The following is a 15,135-nucleotide window of genomic DNA, read 5'->3' as shown; positions in this document are numbered from 1 at the left end:
ATGAAAAATACTATTCGCATTCAGCGTGCCGTAAAAAATATTACACAAGCGCAGTTAGCAGAAGCCATCGGGGTTTCGCGGCAAACGATTAACACAATTGAATCTGGCAAATACGTACCCTCTACCGTATTAGCATTAAAAATGGCTAAGGTATTTGAAAAGTCTGTTGAGGAACTGTTTGCGTTGGAGGAGGGGGAATAATAATTGACAATGGACAATGACCAATTGAAAAAAGTGCTGGAGATCAGATGACTAAATGGATTGAGATGATTGATGATAGGGAATGCTAATGGTATCCCTTATAAAGGACAATGGTCAATTGACCATTGTCCTTTATAAAATTTACTTGCTTACCAATACCGCGTCTGTTAAAATAAAATTAACGTGCTCAATATCCTCAGCGTTAAGTTTCAATTTGCCTTTTACCGTAATCAAATCGTCAACTTCAAATTTGGGCATGCCTTTCACAAAAGTTACTTCTGCAATGGACTCAGGACCGGCACCACCACAAAAGAAACACTGACTCATCGGATACTTTGAGATGATAATGTAGTTACCATCCTCTGGAGCAAAAGGAACATAAAAACCCTGAATGGTTATTTCCTTGCCTACTAGTTTGTTTAGCTCCTCAGTAAAGTTGGGGTAAAATAAATACTCACCAATTTTCTCGTAGTACTTAGGTTCAAATTTGGTCTTGGCAAATTCGTTCCACATATCTTTGGTCTGTGCACTTGCAGCAATCCCAACAATCAAAAAGATAAAAACTAATAGCTTCTTCATAAACACATCTTCAAATTTTCAAATCACTCATCTTCAAATTAATTTCCTGCCAATACCTTCGATATATCTGTTCTATAGGCTTGCAAAGCGGGTATAATTGCACACAGCAGACCTAATAACAAACTTCCGGCCAAAAGTATCCATTCTTCTGTATAAAATACAAGGGCTGTTACACCGGCTTTTTGTGTTTCTTCCACCAGGCTGGTCATCAATGCTAAAACACCATGTCCTAAGGCCAGCCCCAACAGACTACCCAGTACAGTCAACACCATTCCTTCTAATAAAATGGTAAAGACTAGCTTTAAACGACTGGCACCCATGGAACGCATAATGGCCAAATCATAGCGTCTTTCTTTTAAGGAATTATATAAAGCAATGAAAATACTCAATGCCGAAATGAAAATAAGCACGTAAGCAAAGGCCATTAGGATGTCAACACCAACCCCTAAAATGGAGAAAAGACGAGCCGTTTCAAAAGCGGGCGAAGCTGCCTGCAATGAGCTTTGTGAATTGACCATACGAGGCATCTGCACGGCTCCCAGGGGCGAACGGTATTCCAGTAGCATGGCCGTTATTTCGTGGGTTGAATCATTGACTGAAACCGAGGGCACTAAAACCGAGGGTTTAAAGTCGGCCGTTACTTCATGGTGATGATCTTCTTCATCATCATGATGGTGATCTGCTTCCTCACCTTCAGCATGTTCTTCATGCATAATCCAGACGCTTTCCACATTGGTAAAAATCAGATTATCGATAACCGTATTGGAAGGTTTCATGATACTGACTACCTTAAACTCGTGTGCGTCATGAGCATGCCCTCCTTCTGTCATGCCATGGGCACTTGCAAAGGCATCACCAATTTTTAATTTACCAATAGCGGCTACGTTACTTCCAATCGTTACTTCCAGGTTCTTCTTCCACCATGCTCCCTCTTGCAGTTGCATTTCATACAAATCTGCATACTGTTGGTTAGTGCCCACAATTCTGAAACCATTGTAACTATCACCCAAGGCCAGTGGAATGGCTTGCTTGATCAGCCTGTTTTTAGCAATTCTCTCTGCTTCATTTAATTTGATATTGCCTGTTGGAAAATCTATATGAAAAATGTTACAAAGAATAAGTTGAAGCGGGCTGCCTTTTGCACCTACTACCAGGTCTATACCGCGTCCATTCTTGGCAATGTTTTCACGCAATTGATTATTGAAAAGTAACAGGAGTGTAATTACCGCAATACCAAGCGCTAACAACACAATATTCAAGATGGTGTTAAGAGGTTTAGCCAGCAGGTAATTCCAGACAAGTTTAATGACTGACATAAGGACTAGTGTTGAGGTATTAGAATAACTTGTTTACTGATGTAGTTTTTGATCCGCTGATCATGTGTGGCCACAATCAGAGAGGCCTTATTTTCTTTAGCCACTTCCATTAATAGTTGAATAACCTGTTCGCAACTTGTATCATCTAAAGCAGAGGTTGGTTCATCAGCCAGAATAATGGCTGGCTTATGCATCACTGCCCGGGCAATAGCCACCCGTTGTGCCTGCCCCTGACTGATCTCTGTAACTTTTGCTGTCCGCTTGGATGCTATGCCTAGTCGCTGTAATACTTCACCTATTCTTTTTTCGTCAATGCTAGCACCCGCCAGATAAGGCGCCAGTTTCAGGTTATCCTCAACAGTAAGTGCATTAATCAAATGATTCTTCTGAAAGATGAAACCCATGTGCTTACCACGAAAAGCATCGAGCGCGCTTTCTGAAAGTTGAGAAAGCTCCTGTCCTGCCGTGATAACTGATCCTTGATAGTTACGCAATAAGCCTCCTAGCAGATGTAATAGTGTAGTTTTCCCAGACCCGGACGAACCTAATAACAAACAATGTTCCCCTTGATTTATGCCAAAATCAGGGAAAGAAATGGCTTTTTGGCCATTATAGGTATATGTTAAACCTTTAACCTCAATCATATCTTAATGCAACAATGTTGCAATTTAGCTATTCTTCTTATTAAACAAAAGAGTCAGGCAAAATACCTGACTCTCTTATCGTAAACAATGTAAGTATGCTATTTAATAGGCGCGTAATCTTTAAATGGCGATAAACTAACTTTCTCCATCATGTCGCGGTAGGGTTTCCATTGTGTTTCATAGAAATCGTTAACGCGTTTGGTGAGAATAGCCATTTTATCTACAGCATGTTGGTATACACGCTTATCTGTATCACTGATAGGGTCTTGTGAACGCCCCACATAACCTTGCGCTGTTTGAATATAAGAAATAGGTGTAGGATCAGGTGAACGAACGATGCCCTGGCGCTTGTCTACTTTACCAAACATGAAATCTTGAACAGCTTCAATTGAATCTTTCATGGCTTTGGTTTTATCCATGGCTTCTTTCAGATCATTGCGTTTCGCCTCTTTCAGCTTCTTCTCATACTCCTCTACGATTTCTTTTGATTCGCGCAAACGATCTGCCGCAGTTGCAGCAGCAGCACGAAGCTTTTGCAAATCTTTCAGCATATTATAGCGGTCGGCATATACAGCAGGCGCAACATTCATGCGTGGATCTGCTTTTACAGTGATCATGCTTGAATCTTTCTGATCGCCATAGAGCAAACGAAGTTTATAAGTGCCCGGTAAAACGCTGGTACCACCACCGCCTCCAAAGCCACCACCTCCGCCACCACCGCGTTGTTCGCGTGCAGGTTGACGTTCTCCTTTCTCATTCATCATCCAACTCATGCGGTAAACACCATTTTCTTCTGGTGCTTTCTGACGAAGTGTGTTAATCAATACACCCTTATCGTTGTAGACTTCAAGTTTTACTGAGTCGTACTTCACAGTAGATTTTGCTGGTGCAGGTGCAGCAGGTTTTATTTCTTCTTTTCCTTTCTTTGCTTTAGCATCTTCAACCGGTTTGCTGGCTTCTACTGCGGCAGGTTTATTAACTGAATAGGTAATCATGGCACCTGGCTGACGGTTATCGCCATTGTATACAGCGTTGGCATCAAAACGAGGACCTGAAGGTTGCTGAATAGAAACCAGGTATGCATCTGGCGGTGTAAAGAGGTGCGCAGTCTTAGTTATCACGTTAGTAGATTTTGCCATTTCGCGTAGTGGGCGAATGTCGTCAAACACATATAAAGCACGACCGAAAGTACCAATCACTAAATCATGTTCACGTGGGTGAATAACCATATCGATGGTAGGAACACCTGCAGGGTATCCGTTGGTCCACTTGGTCCAGTTCTTCGCTCCATCAATACTTACAAATAAACCATTCTCAGTACCTAAGAACATCAGTTTTGGCTCAATAGGATCTTGCACGACAGAAAGTGTATAGTTGCTCTCTCCCACTTGTGCTCCCGTTACAATACTTACCCAGGTTGCACCAAAATCTTTCGTGTGGAATAGGTAGGGCTTGTAATCGAACATGCGGTAGTTGTTTACTACTACAAAGGCTTCTCCTGCATTATAAGTAGACGCTTGTATTTGTGCTACCCAGGCATTCTTGGGCATGCCAACAATTTTAGCTGTTGTATTTGTCCAGCTCTTGCCACCATCCTGTGTTACTTGCACCTGACCATCATCAGTACCCACCCATATAACACCTTGCTTTACTTTGCTTGGTGCAATTGCCAAAATTGTACAATGATTTTCAGCACCTGTAGCATCCATGGTCATACCTCCACTATCATGTTGCTTTTGCTTTGACTTATCATCCGTTGTTAAATCCGGAGAGATGATATCCCAGGTATCGCCTTTGTTAGTTGACTTGTGTAAGAACTGGCTTCCGTAATAAATAGTAGAGGTGCTAAATGGATCTTGTGCCAAAGCAGAGTTCCAATTATAGCGCAGTTTCAAATCAGGGTTAGGGTGTGTTGGTCTCAGGTTTTTGGTAAAGCCCGTTTGTAAATCAAAACGAGCCAGATTACCACCTTGCGACATCGCATAACCATAGCGGTTATCATCAGGATCCGGAGCAGCATCAAAGCCATCACCAAAAAGTACTTCTTGCCAATATGAATTTCTGATACCACCATTTCTCCATACATAAGCCGGGCCTACCCATGAACCATTGTCTTGCATACCACCATATACATTGTAAGGGTGCGCCATATCTACATTGATATGATAGAATTGACCTACAGGAATGTTATCAGCAAACACCCATGTCTTACCCATGTCGCGTGATATGTTTAGACCTCCATCATTACCATCGATAATCATGTTCGGATTTTCGGGATTGATCCACCAGGCATGGTGATCGGGGTGCACACCATAGTAAGGCAATAATTCTTTAAAAGATTTACCACCATCCTCGCTCACATTAACACGAGAGAAAATAGTATACAATCTGTTTTCGTTTTTCGAATCAACATAAATTTCAAAATAGTAAAAAGGACGATCACCGATTTCCCCTTTATCGTTTACCATGGTCCACTTTTCACCACCATCTTCAGAGCGGTATAAAGCATTTTTCTTTGCTTCAATCAATGCGTATACAACGTTAGGTTTATTGCGCGCAATAGCTAAGCCCATTCTTCCAACATCACCTTCTGGCAAGCCTTCTTTCTTGCTCAGTTTTTTCCAGTTCTTTCCACCATCATGGGTAACATATAAACCAGAGCCTGGCCCACCAGAGTTAAATGTCCATGGCATTCTGCGATGTTCCCACATGTTAGCAAATAGTTTATTAGGATTGGTTGGATCCATCACCAGTTCACCACATCCTGTTTTATTATCTACAAACAACACGCGTTCCCATGTTGCACCGCCATCGGTCGTCTTATAGACACCACGTTCGGGATGCTCGCCCCATGGTGAACCAATAGCGCCAACGTATACTGTGTTTGGATTTTTAGGATCGATGATGATTCTATGGATGTGTCTTGTTTTTTCAAGACCAACTTTTTTCCAGGTCTTTCCACCATCTAATGTTTTGTATAAACCATCGCCTCCATTTAAACTATTGCGTGGGTTACCTTCACCCGTACCAACCCAAACTACCGATGGATTATCCTGCTGTATAGCTATAGCACCAATAGAAAGCGTTGATTCAGAATCAAAGAGTGGTTCCCATGCTACACCTCCACTGTTTGAGCGCCACACACCACCAGATGCTGCACCTGCATAAATAATATCAGGATTGCTAACCACTGCATCGATGGCTGTAATACGACCACTCATGCCTGCAGGACCAATCGCCCGGGGTTTTAAGCCCTTTAGTTTCTCCATGTCCAGTTTCTGGGCAAAAGCTGTTAATCCACAGAGGATTAGCAAAATGCCCATTGCACATTGTATAAGTTTCTTCATAGAAATTAGTTTTGAATAGTTCAGTAAGATAGGTCTAATTTACTATTCAGGCGGGGGCTGCTTTATTTTCGGGATTTAGAGAAGTTAAGATGCTACAGAATTATATGAATGGCTGAAATCAAGGCCATAAAAAAAGCGAGGCGTCCCTGAGACGCCTCGCTTTTTTATGCAACAGGATGCTGCTTACTGATTCAGTCCCTTCTTCACTTCCATTTTAGCCAGTGCTGCATTTTTATCCAGCTTGCCACTCATGTAGTCAGCCAAAACAGAGGCTTTTGTAGAAATTTCTATGCTTGAAGGAATACCGCATTCTTTACACTTGGTCAGTCGAACATTGAATACCAAGACTTCCTCAGGTTTTAAACTTTTGATTGTACGGCCATATTCAAGAATATTTTCTTTCAATTCACTTTCAAAAACCGGGTACAGTTCTTTTACCTTTTTGTTGCGTTCTTCTTCTGTTACTTTCTGTGCACCTTGGGTAGGCATTGAAAAATAACCACGCTCCATCTGATTGGAAGAAAATACCTGCATATGGTATATCGCTCCAAAATCTTTCAGGCGTTCATAATATGTATTCTGCTCTGTAAAATATGTTTTCGACAAGTCGGGCTGATATAATCTGTCAATAATGGTGGTTAATAATTCAAGGTCTTGCACGCGTTCGTTAAGTACCTCACTCTCTACCACTTTAACCTTAGCAAGAAATTGTTCTTTAGTAAGCTTGTTACTCTGATATTGCTTAACATCAGCGGCACTTGTTTCAATGGATAAGAAGAAACGCTTTTCATCGCCCATAAAGCGCCAGTAGCGGTTGCCACCTTCGTTAGCGCGGTTGGTAATAATGATACGTTCATCTGGTTTTAGCTGGCTAAGTATTGTGCTGTAATCAGCAAGGAAAATTTTACCGGCTTCAACAAGCATTTTATTAAGTTCCTGTTTATCCTTTTCACTTACACCAGAGCGCATTACTGTAACTCCATTCAGACTACGTTGTATATCCCGTTCTGATTCTCGCATGGCCTCTTCAGCATCAGCCATGGCCGCTTCTGCTTCAGCTAATCTCTCTTCTGCTTCAGCTTTTCTATCCTCGGCCTCAGCTTTCTTATCTGCTGCTTTTCCTCGCAACTCTTCAGTTATTACCTCACCTTCTTCATCAGTTTCAATTGAATAAGTATAACCAAAACCCTGCCCACCCTGTACGTGTACTCTTGGAGCCATTGGAGCCCGCGGAGCTACCATGTAATTCATAGGGAAGTTAGAAAAATTAGGTACTGAGAAAGTCACGCCATATCCACTTCTATAACTACCTTCTACTGAAATTGGAAACCAGGCATCCTTCTTAAACTGTTGTTTAATAAGGGAACTTAAAACACCCTCAGCGACTTTTATATCACGTTCCATTCTTTCATCTGCCTGCGCAAAGGCCAGCGTGCTCATCACCATCAGACACACCACATTCAACATCATCTTTTTCATATCTTCTATTTATTAGAATTCTTAATTATTGATTAAAACCTATTCTATTGTTCATGCACTAATTTCTGATTCCGGCTTTCTGAAAACTAGTACCTGAGTTACTGATTAAACTGGTTAAAATTTGTTCTGTTTCTGCTTTAAAGAGGTTATTGTTTTGTTCTACATCTGTAATTTTAGTTTGTAACAAACGTAGGTCGTCATTTCTCTGCTGTTGTAGGTATTTAGAGAAATCAACCAGCAAGTTTTCCATGTAGTCTTTTTGCTCATTTGAGGTTAACTTCATATAATCTTGCATCATTCTCATGTTCTCAGTTTGCAAGCTCGCTACATAGCTTTCAATCTGATCTTTCGAAGCACTCGCTACTTGTTGAACCAATGCGTCTACCCTTTCACTGTTGCGGGTATTGGCCGCCAGGTTTTTCCGTATAGACTCATCAATCTTAAGTCTGTTCTCTGCCAGACTTTGTTGCCATGTGCTGTTATTTTCAGAAAGAGAGGCGTTAATCATCTCTTGCACTTCCGCTTGTGTAAGCAATGGTACTCCACTCACTGGCTTTTCAATTGCTTTTGCTCCAAAGCTAATGTGGATGCCTGTCTCATCACTTGCTATAGAAGTACCTGTTAATCTGCCCACTACCATAATCAGTAGGAGCGAAGCTGCAATACTGATAATGGTTTTAGCGTAAGGGAAATCCCACAGACTTCTGGTCTTGTGATTATCCATCACTATCGGTGGTGCTATTACTTCCTTATCTTCAACAGTGCGCAGCATTTGCTGCAGCGCCTTCATGTTTTCCAATTCAATTCGGGCGTTCGCATTTTCTGCTAAATAAAGCTCCATGCGCTCGCGTTCTTCACCCTCCATCTCACCGTATAGGTAAGCCATCCACGCTGCTTCGTTTGGTTTATAGCTCATAATGCACTGTGTCTTTAGTTATGTTGCGTTGTTCTAAAATCTTTTTCAATCCATCAAGTCCGTAATACATTCTGGACTTTACCGTGTTTTCAGAAATATTTAAAACTTCTGCTATTTCTCTGAACTTCAAGCCTTCAAACTCTTTCATAATCACCACTTCCCGTTGCTCTTCACTAAGCGTCATCAAGGCTTGTTGTAATATCTCCGACAACTCAGCCTGTTGAAACTGTCGCTCTGGATTTTCATGTCGCATGGCACTACCCTCCCAACGTGGAGAATTCTCTGCTTCAGGGTTTACCACAAATTCGAAAGGAACAGACCTGTTTGATTTTTTCTTTCTTAGTTCCTCGCGGCAATAGTTCACAGCAATGGTATATAACCAGGATTTGAACCTGTTTGTGTCCTGCAAGCCTTCCAGATTTCTGCACATGGAAATGAAAGTCTTTTGCGCTACCTCCATGGCCAAGTCATGATCCTGAAAAAACTTAAAAGAGAAATTATAGATACGTTTGTACCAAAGTTGCACCAGCTTTCCCTGGGCATTCTTATCCCCTTGCCGTGCGCGCAAAAGCAGGGAGTCGGAGTGCATCATGGCAATGTCCAGTAAAGTTTCGGCCACAAATTCAGTTGTTTTAAAGGTTTAAACGCTTCTAATCGATTACGCTATAAAGATGGAACTGTTGCGCAAAAAGTTTTAAGTGTATCAAAATATTATTTATCGCTAGATAAGGGTCCATGGCCGATAGTCCATAGACAACTGACCATTGACTATCGTCCTTTAACTATGGACTATTGACTATCCGTGTTATCTTGCGGCTTTTATGAAGAAAATTATTGCTTTTCTGATCCGTTTTGTACCTCGCAAGTACCTTCAACTGGTGGGGGGGGCTGGTTTAAAAGTAACCGGAGCGCTCTTTTACCGGGGTACCAAGGTCAGCTGTCCGGTTTGCGATCATCAATACAGGATTTTTTTGCCTTACGGCCGTATCAATACAAGATCTAATGCCCTTTGCCCGAATTGTTTATCGCTTGAGCGCCACAGGCTTATATACCGCTATCTGCAAGAGAAAACGAGTTTTTTTACTAAGGCGCAAGCTGTTTTACACATAGCACCAGAAGCTTGCTTTATTCCGCGATTTGAAAAAGTACACGGAGAAAGTTACATCACTGCGGACATTGAATCGCCCTTGGCCAAGGTTAAAATGGATATTCACCAGATACCTTTTGAAGATAATCGTTTTGATGTAGTGCTGTGCAACCATGTGCTTGAACATGTACGCGATGATATTCAGGCCATGCGTGAAATATACAGGGTGTTAAAGCCAGGCGGTTTTGCTATTATGCAAGTACCCTTTTTTAACCCAGTGCAGGAACAAACGTTTGAAGACAATAACATTACTGATAAAAGAGAACGAGAAAGAATTTTCGGACAGGATGATCATGTGCGTAAGTATGGTCACGACTATCCTAAGCGCATACAGCAAGCCGGCCTTCAAGCCATAGAAGAGAATTTCGTTAATGAATTAAGTGAAACAGAGCGCCAGCGTTTTGGTCTGGTAAAAGGGGAGATTATTTACATCGGAAAAAAACAATAAGATTTTTTCCTCTTCGTCAACCTTTTTGGGACGCCTTGTGTTAAACTCTCTTTATACCATTCTCCCTTCATGAAAAACGAAAGAATTTTGCTGTTCATTCTGGCGGCCATCATGTTTACCCATATCATGGACTTTATGATTATGATGCCGCTCGGGCCACAGCTCATGCGCATCTTTGATATTAGTCCACAGCAATTTGCCTTACTGGTTTCGTCTTATACCATTACTGCGGGCATCACTGGTTTTATTGCTGCCTTTGCCATCGATCGCTTCGACCGTAAGAATACTTTACTGTTTATGTACATCGGCTTTACAGTGGGCACCATCGCCTGTGCCTTTGCTCCTACCTATGCTGTGCTGTTGATTACACGTTCATTGGCTGGTGCCTTTGGTGGTGTATTGGGTGCGCTTATTCTGGCCATGGTAAGCGATGCAGTGCCGCTTGAAAGAAGAGCCAAGGGTATTGGCATTGTGATGGCTTCTTTTTCTATCGCTTCTGTATTTGGTGTACCCTTTGGACTATTTCTGGCCAGCGAGTTTTCATGGCATGCACCTTTTTTATTCCTGGGTATATTCTCTGCAATAATTTGTGTGTTTGTTGTTTTCTTCATTCCTGTTATGCGCGGTCATATTGCAGCGGACGGCAATCATAAGAATCCATGGGAAGTGTTGACTGCCATTTTTGGTAATAAAAATGCAAGGCTTGGGTTGACATTCTCAGCTGTATTGATGCTCGGGCATTTTACCATCGTCCCTTTCATTTCTCCTTACATGGTAGGTAATGTTGGTTTTAGTGAAGGTGAACTGATGTACATCTACTTAGTGGGTGGTGCGAGTACCATTTTCTTCTCGCCCTGGGTAGGGAAGATGGCAGATAAACATGGTCGTTTAAAAATCTTTACCATTTTTGGGTCACTCGTATTAATTCCGATCATCGCTATTACCAACATGCCACCCTGGCCGCTATGGGCAGCCTTGGTTGTGGCGGCAGTGTTCTTTGTTTTTGCCAATGGTCGTATGGTGCCCAGCACAACCATGGAGACTGCCATCATCAAACCTGAAAACAGAGGGAGCTATATGAGCATACGTTCTTCTATACAACAACTTACTTCAGGCTTTGCCGCTTTTATTGCCGGTGTCATCGTAACTGAAAAGCCGTCACTGTTCTCAACCGATGCAAAAGCCCTGGTGAATTATGAATATGTAGGTTTAATCGCGGTGTTCTTTAGTTTGGTTTCTTTATGGGTTGCTCGTAAGCTTAAGGTAGAAACGGAAGCTTAGACTATAGTTTAATAAAACATTTTTAACCATATTGGTTATCTATAAAGATGCCCGTCCCTTAAGCTTGAGGCGGGCATTTTACTTAAATAAGCTTTTCAACAACTGGGAGTATTTCAATTAATGTTTAACTTGATTAAAAAAAGACATGACCCCCGAACTACTCTTTTCACTTTGTAACTCACTGGCTCCTCTGGGTTGGATTCTTTTACTGGTAGCCCCCCGTTGGAAAGTTACACGTTATCTTGTGCTCTATGGTATTATTCCATTGCTCTTTGCCTTTCTTTATTTAGGCGTCATTATAGCGATGGGTGGTATTTCTTTCAGTGACTTTGGCTCCTTACAAGGTATTAAATCATTATTTGCTAACGACTATGCCCTGGTGGTGGGCTGGGTACATTATTTAGCCTTCGATTTATTTGTAGGCAGTTGGATTTTGACGAACGGCCAAAAGCATAACATTGCTCATTTACTATTAATACCATGTTTATTCTTCACGTTCATGCTAGGACCGGTGGGCTTACTCTTATATTTTATTGTAAGAGCAATCAAAACTAAAAAAGTATTGCATGAAAATTTCTGAGTTTCTTGACAGCTTGAAAAATCGAAACAGGTTGCTGTATTATTTTGGCTGGCTGAACTTTGTTGCTTTTGTAGTTTGTTTGGTGCTCTACTTTATCGATACCACTTTAATCACTGGCATCAATGCCTGGATTAAGCCCATGAAGTTTAGTCTCAGCATTGCCATCTATTCATGGACCTTCGGCTGGCTACTCCATTATCTCAAAAGCAAAACGATGGCAACCATCATCAGCTGGTTTGTGATCATCAGCATGCTGGTAGAAATTGTTATCATCATTATTCAGGCCGCAAGAGGCGAAATCTCTCACTACAATATATCAAGTGCGTTGAACGGCATGCTTTTTAGTTTGATGGGCATCTTCATTGGTATCAACACTACGGTGAATGCCTTTACACTTATGTTGTTCCTTTTTAAAAGTCAAATTACTATTCAAGGGTATCAACTGCTTGCCTGGCGTGCAGGTCTGCTCCTGTTTTTTATAGGTGGCATATCCGGAGGTTTGATGATTGCCAATATGGGGCATACCTATGGCGCAGTGGATGGAGGTGCCGGTATTCCCTTTACCAACTGGAGCACACAAGCAGGTGATATGCGTGTGGCACACTTTTTTACCTTACATGGTTTACAACTCATACCCCTGTTTGCTTACCTGATACCTGCGCATAAAAAGAAGAAAGCCTTACTTGTGCTCCTGTTTTCGGTGGGATACGCCCTTGTCTGTATGTTTATGCATTATCTGGCCTTGCAAGGAAAACCCTTATTCAGCTTTTAAATCGCGGTTCAAACAAAAAAACAACCTTCTGACAGAGAAATTTTGATTTCTGACATTCCTTACCTTTATTCGCACCATCAAATCATGAAAAACACACAAAACATAAACCTTCACCACCATCATCATGTTAACCATGCGGATCGTGGCTGCGCTATGTTTTGATTGAATTATAAAACCAATTAAAAGGCTTGTCACGATGTGGCAAGCCTTTTTTGTTTTCATCAAACTTGAAAAAGATAAATCGATAAACATGAGCAATACTTTACTTAGAATCGCTATCCAAAAATCTGGTCGTTTACAGGAGGGTTCATTGGCACTCTTAAAAGAGAGTGGTTTGTCCATCAGCAATGGCCGTGATCAGCTGAAAACACAAGCACGCAATTTCCCGGTTGAAGTGCTATTCCTGCGCGATGATGATATTCCTCAATATGTAGAAGACAACGTAGCTGATATTGGCATCGTTGGTGAAAACGTATTTGTTGAAAAACAAAAGAAAAATCAACTCATAAAAAAATTGGATTTTGCCAAGTGCAGATTGTGCCTCGCTATACCACGATCTGAAAATTATACAGGTCTGCAGTGGTTTCAGGGAAAAAATATTGCTACCTCCTACCCTGCGATTGTTCAACAGTTTTTAGACAAGAATAATATAAAAGCCGGCATACACGAGATCAGTGGTTCTGTTGAAATCGCCCCAGGCATTGGACTGGCAGATGGTATTTGTGATATTGTCAGTACTGGCAGTACTTTACTCAGCAATGGTCTTAAGGAAGTAGAGACAGTGCTATATTCAGAAGCTGTGATGATTGCCAGCCCGCAATTAAGCGATGAGAAAAAGAACATACTTAACAAACTCTTATTCAGAATTGAGTCTGTACAGAAAGCCAAAAACAACAAATACATTTTGTTGAATTGTCCCAACGATGCCATCGACAAAATCACTGCCGTGATTCCAGGCATGAACAGCCCCACAATTTTGCCTTTGAAACGCGAAGGTTGGTCATCACTACACTCTGTAGTTGACGAGAATGACTTCTGGGAAAAAATTGATTTACTGAAATCCTTTGGTGCCCAAGGGATTCTTGTTATTCCAATAGAAAAAATGATCGGTTAGTCTAAAGAAATTAAATATGAAAATTTTTAATAACCCTAACAGAACAACCTGGACTGAATTAACAGCCAGACCGGCACTAGAACTTGACTTTCTGGAAAGCACCGTAAAAAATATTTTAAATCGCGTGAAGCTTGGTGGCGATGCTGCATTGAAAGAATTAACCTTTCAACTGGATGGTGTTCAATTGGATAGTTTATTAGTTAGTCCAACTGAAGTAGCGGCAGCCTCAGAAGTGTTAAGTGTTGAGCTGAAACAAGCTATTATTACAGCACAGCGCAACATTGAAGTATTCCATGCATCTCAAATAAAAACGGAAAGCATTATTGAAACGATGCCCGGAGTTAACTGCTGGAGAAAGGCTGTAGCCATCGCTAAGGTTGGTATTTATATTCCAGGAGGCACTGCCCCCTTGTTCTCCACTGTATTAATGTTGGGCACACCTGCTAAACTGGCCGGCTGTAAAGAAGTAATTCTTTGCACACCTCCAGATAAAAATGGAAAAGTAAATCCTGCGATTTTATTTGCTGCCAGTTTGGTTGGTGTTACAAAAATTGTGAAAGTAGGTGGTGCACAAGCCATTGCTGCGCTGTCCTATGGTACTGAAAGTGTATCGAAGGTTTATAAAATTTTCGGACCTGGTAATCAGTATGTGACCATGGCCAAACAATTAGTCAACCAACAAGGTATAGCCATAGACATGCCCGCTGGCCCCTCAGAAGTATTGGTGATGGCGGATGAAGGCGCAGAGGCTGCCTTTGTTGCAGCAGATTTATTGTCGCAGGCTGAACATGGCATTGATAGTCAGGTAATGCTTGTTTTGTTGGATAAGAATAAACTGAAAGACATTCAGGCAGAAGTAGAAAAACAACTGTCCTTACTACCTAGAAAAGTTATTGCCACACAGGCACTGGAGAACAGCAGGGTTGTTCAGTTTGATGAATTATCGGAAGCGATTGACTTTGTAAATGAGTATGCGCCCGAACACCTAATCATTAATTTAAAAAATGATGAGGAAGTAGCAGCACAAATTAGCAATGCAGGCTCCATCTTTTTAGGTAACTATACTCCCGAAGCCGCGGGCGACTATGCATCAGGTACTAACCATACATTGCCAACGAGTGCCTATGCGAAAGCTTATGCCGGAGTTTCACTCGATAGCTTTGTGAAAAACATTACCTACCAACGTATAAGTAAGGAGGGCATCAAAAATATCGGGCCTACTATTGAATACATGGCGGAAGCAGAGCAACTGGTTGCACACAAAAGAGCCGTAAGCGTTCGCCTTGAAAAATTATTGACAAGTAAATAAAA

14 protein-coding genes are annotated in these 15,135 nt (G+C 41.5%); 7 read left to right on the top strand and 7 right to left on the bottom strand.

Translation table 11 applies throughout. The features are described 5' to 3' along the window. Positions 1-201, top strand: coding sequence for a helix-turn-helix transcriptional regulator (locus ACO1XM_RS01090; protein WP_486225249.1), 201 nt, complete (start codon positions 1-3; stop codon positions 199-201). 141 nt (positions 202-342) lie between these two features. On the opposite strand, the gene ACO1XM_RS01085 is transcribed toward ACO1XM_RS01090, so the two are convergent. From ACO1XM_RS01085 to ACO1XM_RS01055, 7 genes are all read right to left on the bottom strand, one after another. Further along, positions 343-780, bottom strand: a complete 438-nt coding sequence (locus tag ACO1XM_RS01085) for a hypothetical protein (protein WP_486225247.1) — start codon at positions 778-780, stop codon at positions 343-345. Positions 781-818: 38 nt separating this feature from the next. After that, on the bottom strand, positions 819-2,096 hold the full coding sequence (locus tag ACO1XM_RS01080) for an ABC transporter permease (protein WP_486225245.1): 1,278 nt from the start codon (positions 2,094-2,096) through the stop codon (positions 819-821). A gap of 5 nt (positions 2,097-2,101) precedes the next feature. Beyond that, complete coding sequence (locus tag ACO1XM_RS01075; RefSeq protein ID WP_486225243.1) at positions 2,102-2,740, bottom strand: ABC transporter ATP-binding protein; 639 nt, start codon at positions 2,738-2,740, stop codon at positions 2,102-2,104. Positions 2,741-2,838: 98 nt separating this feature from the next. Then, on the bottom strand, positions 2,839-6,087 hold the full coding sequence (locus tag ACO1XM_RS01070) for a VPS10 domain-containing protein (protein ID WP_486225241.1): 3,249 nt from the start codon (positions 6,085-6,087) through the stop codon (positions 2,839-2,841). Between the two features lie 183 nt (positions 6,088-6,270). After that, complete coding sequence (locus ACO1XM_RS01065; protein WP_486225239.1) at positions 6,271-7,566, bottom strand: hypothetical protein; 1,296 nt, start codon at positions 7,564-7,566, stop codon at positions 6,271-6,273. A gap of 58 nt (positions 7,567-7,624) precedes the next feature. After that, complete coding sequence (locus ACO1XM_RS01060) at positions 7,625-8,482, bottom strand: hypothetical protein (RefSeq protein ID WP_486225237.1); 858 nt, start codon at positions 8,480-8,482, stop codon at positions 7,625-7,627. Continuing rightward, positions 8,472-9,101: an RNA polymerase sigma factor gene (locus ACO1XM_RS01055; protein WP_486225235.1), complete on the bottom strand. Its 630-nt coding sequence runs from the start codon at positions 9,099-9,101 to the stop codon at positions 8,472-8,474. Before ACO1XM_RS01055 ends, ACO1XM_RS01060 begins: the two co-directional genes overlap by 11 nt. 202 nt (positions 9,102-9,303) lie before the next feature. Here ACO1XM_RS01055 and ACO1XM_RS01050 point away from each other — a divergent pair, with 202 nt between their 5' ends. The 6 genes from ACO1XM_RS01050 to hisD all read left to right on the top strand — a co-directional run bounded on the left by ACO1XM_RS01050 (position 9,304) and on the right by hisD (position 15,133). Then, positions 9,304-10,077, top strand: coding sequence for a class I SAM-dependent methyltransferase (locus ACO1XM_RS01050; protein ID WP_486225233.1), 774 nt, complete (start codon positions 9,304-9,306; stop codon positions 10,075-10,077). Positions 10,078-10,146: 69 nt separating this feature from the next. Then, positions 10,147-11,358 (top strand): MFS transporter, encoded by a 1,212-nt coding sequence (locus tag ACO1XM_RS01045; protein WP_486225231.1) that lies wholly within the window; start codon positions 10,147-10,149, stop codon positions 11,356-11,358. A 145-nt stretch (positions 11,359-11,503) separates the two neighbouring features. After that, positions 11,504-11,938 carry an ABA4-like family protein gene (locus tag ACO1XM_RS01040; protein WP_486225229.1) on the top strand — a complete coding sequence of 145 codons (435 nt, stop codon included), beginning with the start codon at positions 11,504-11,506 and terminating at the stop codon, positions 11,936-11,938. After that, positions 11,925-12,710, top strand: a complete 786-nt coding sequence (locus ACO1XM_RS01035; protein WP_486225227.1) for a hypothetical protein — start codon at positions 11,925-11,927, stop codon at positions 12,708-12,710. The genes ACO1XM_RS01040 and ACO1XM_RS01035 overlap by 14 nt, the downstream gene beginning before the upstream one ends. 250 nt (positions 12,711-12,960) lie before the next feature. Then, positions 12,961-13,824, top strand: coding sequence for an ATP phosphoribosyltransferase (gene hisG / locus ACO1XM_RS01030; RefSeq protein WP_486225225.1), 864 nt, complete (start codon positions 12,961-12,963; stop codon positions 13,822-13,824). Positions 13,825-13,840: 16 nt separating this feature from the next. Then, complete coding sequence (gene hisD / locus ACO1XM_RS01025; protein WP_486225223.1) at positions 13,841-15,133, top strand: histidinol dehydrogenase; 1,293 nt, start codon at positions 13,841-13,843, stop codon at positions 15,131-15,133. Positions 15,134-15,135 lie beyond the last annotated feature (2 nt).

This window comes from Chryseotalea sp. (assembly GCF_057350905.1).
The sequence above is the reverse complement of the archived record's forward strand: the minus strand, read 5'-3'. Positions and strand labels throughout refer to the sequence as shown.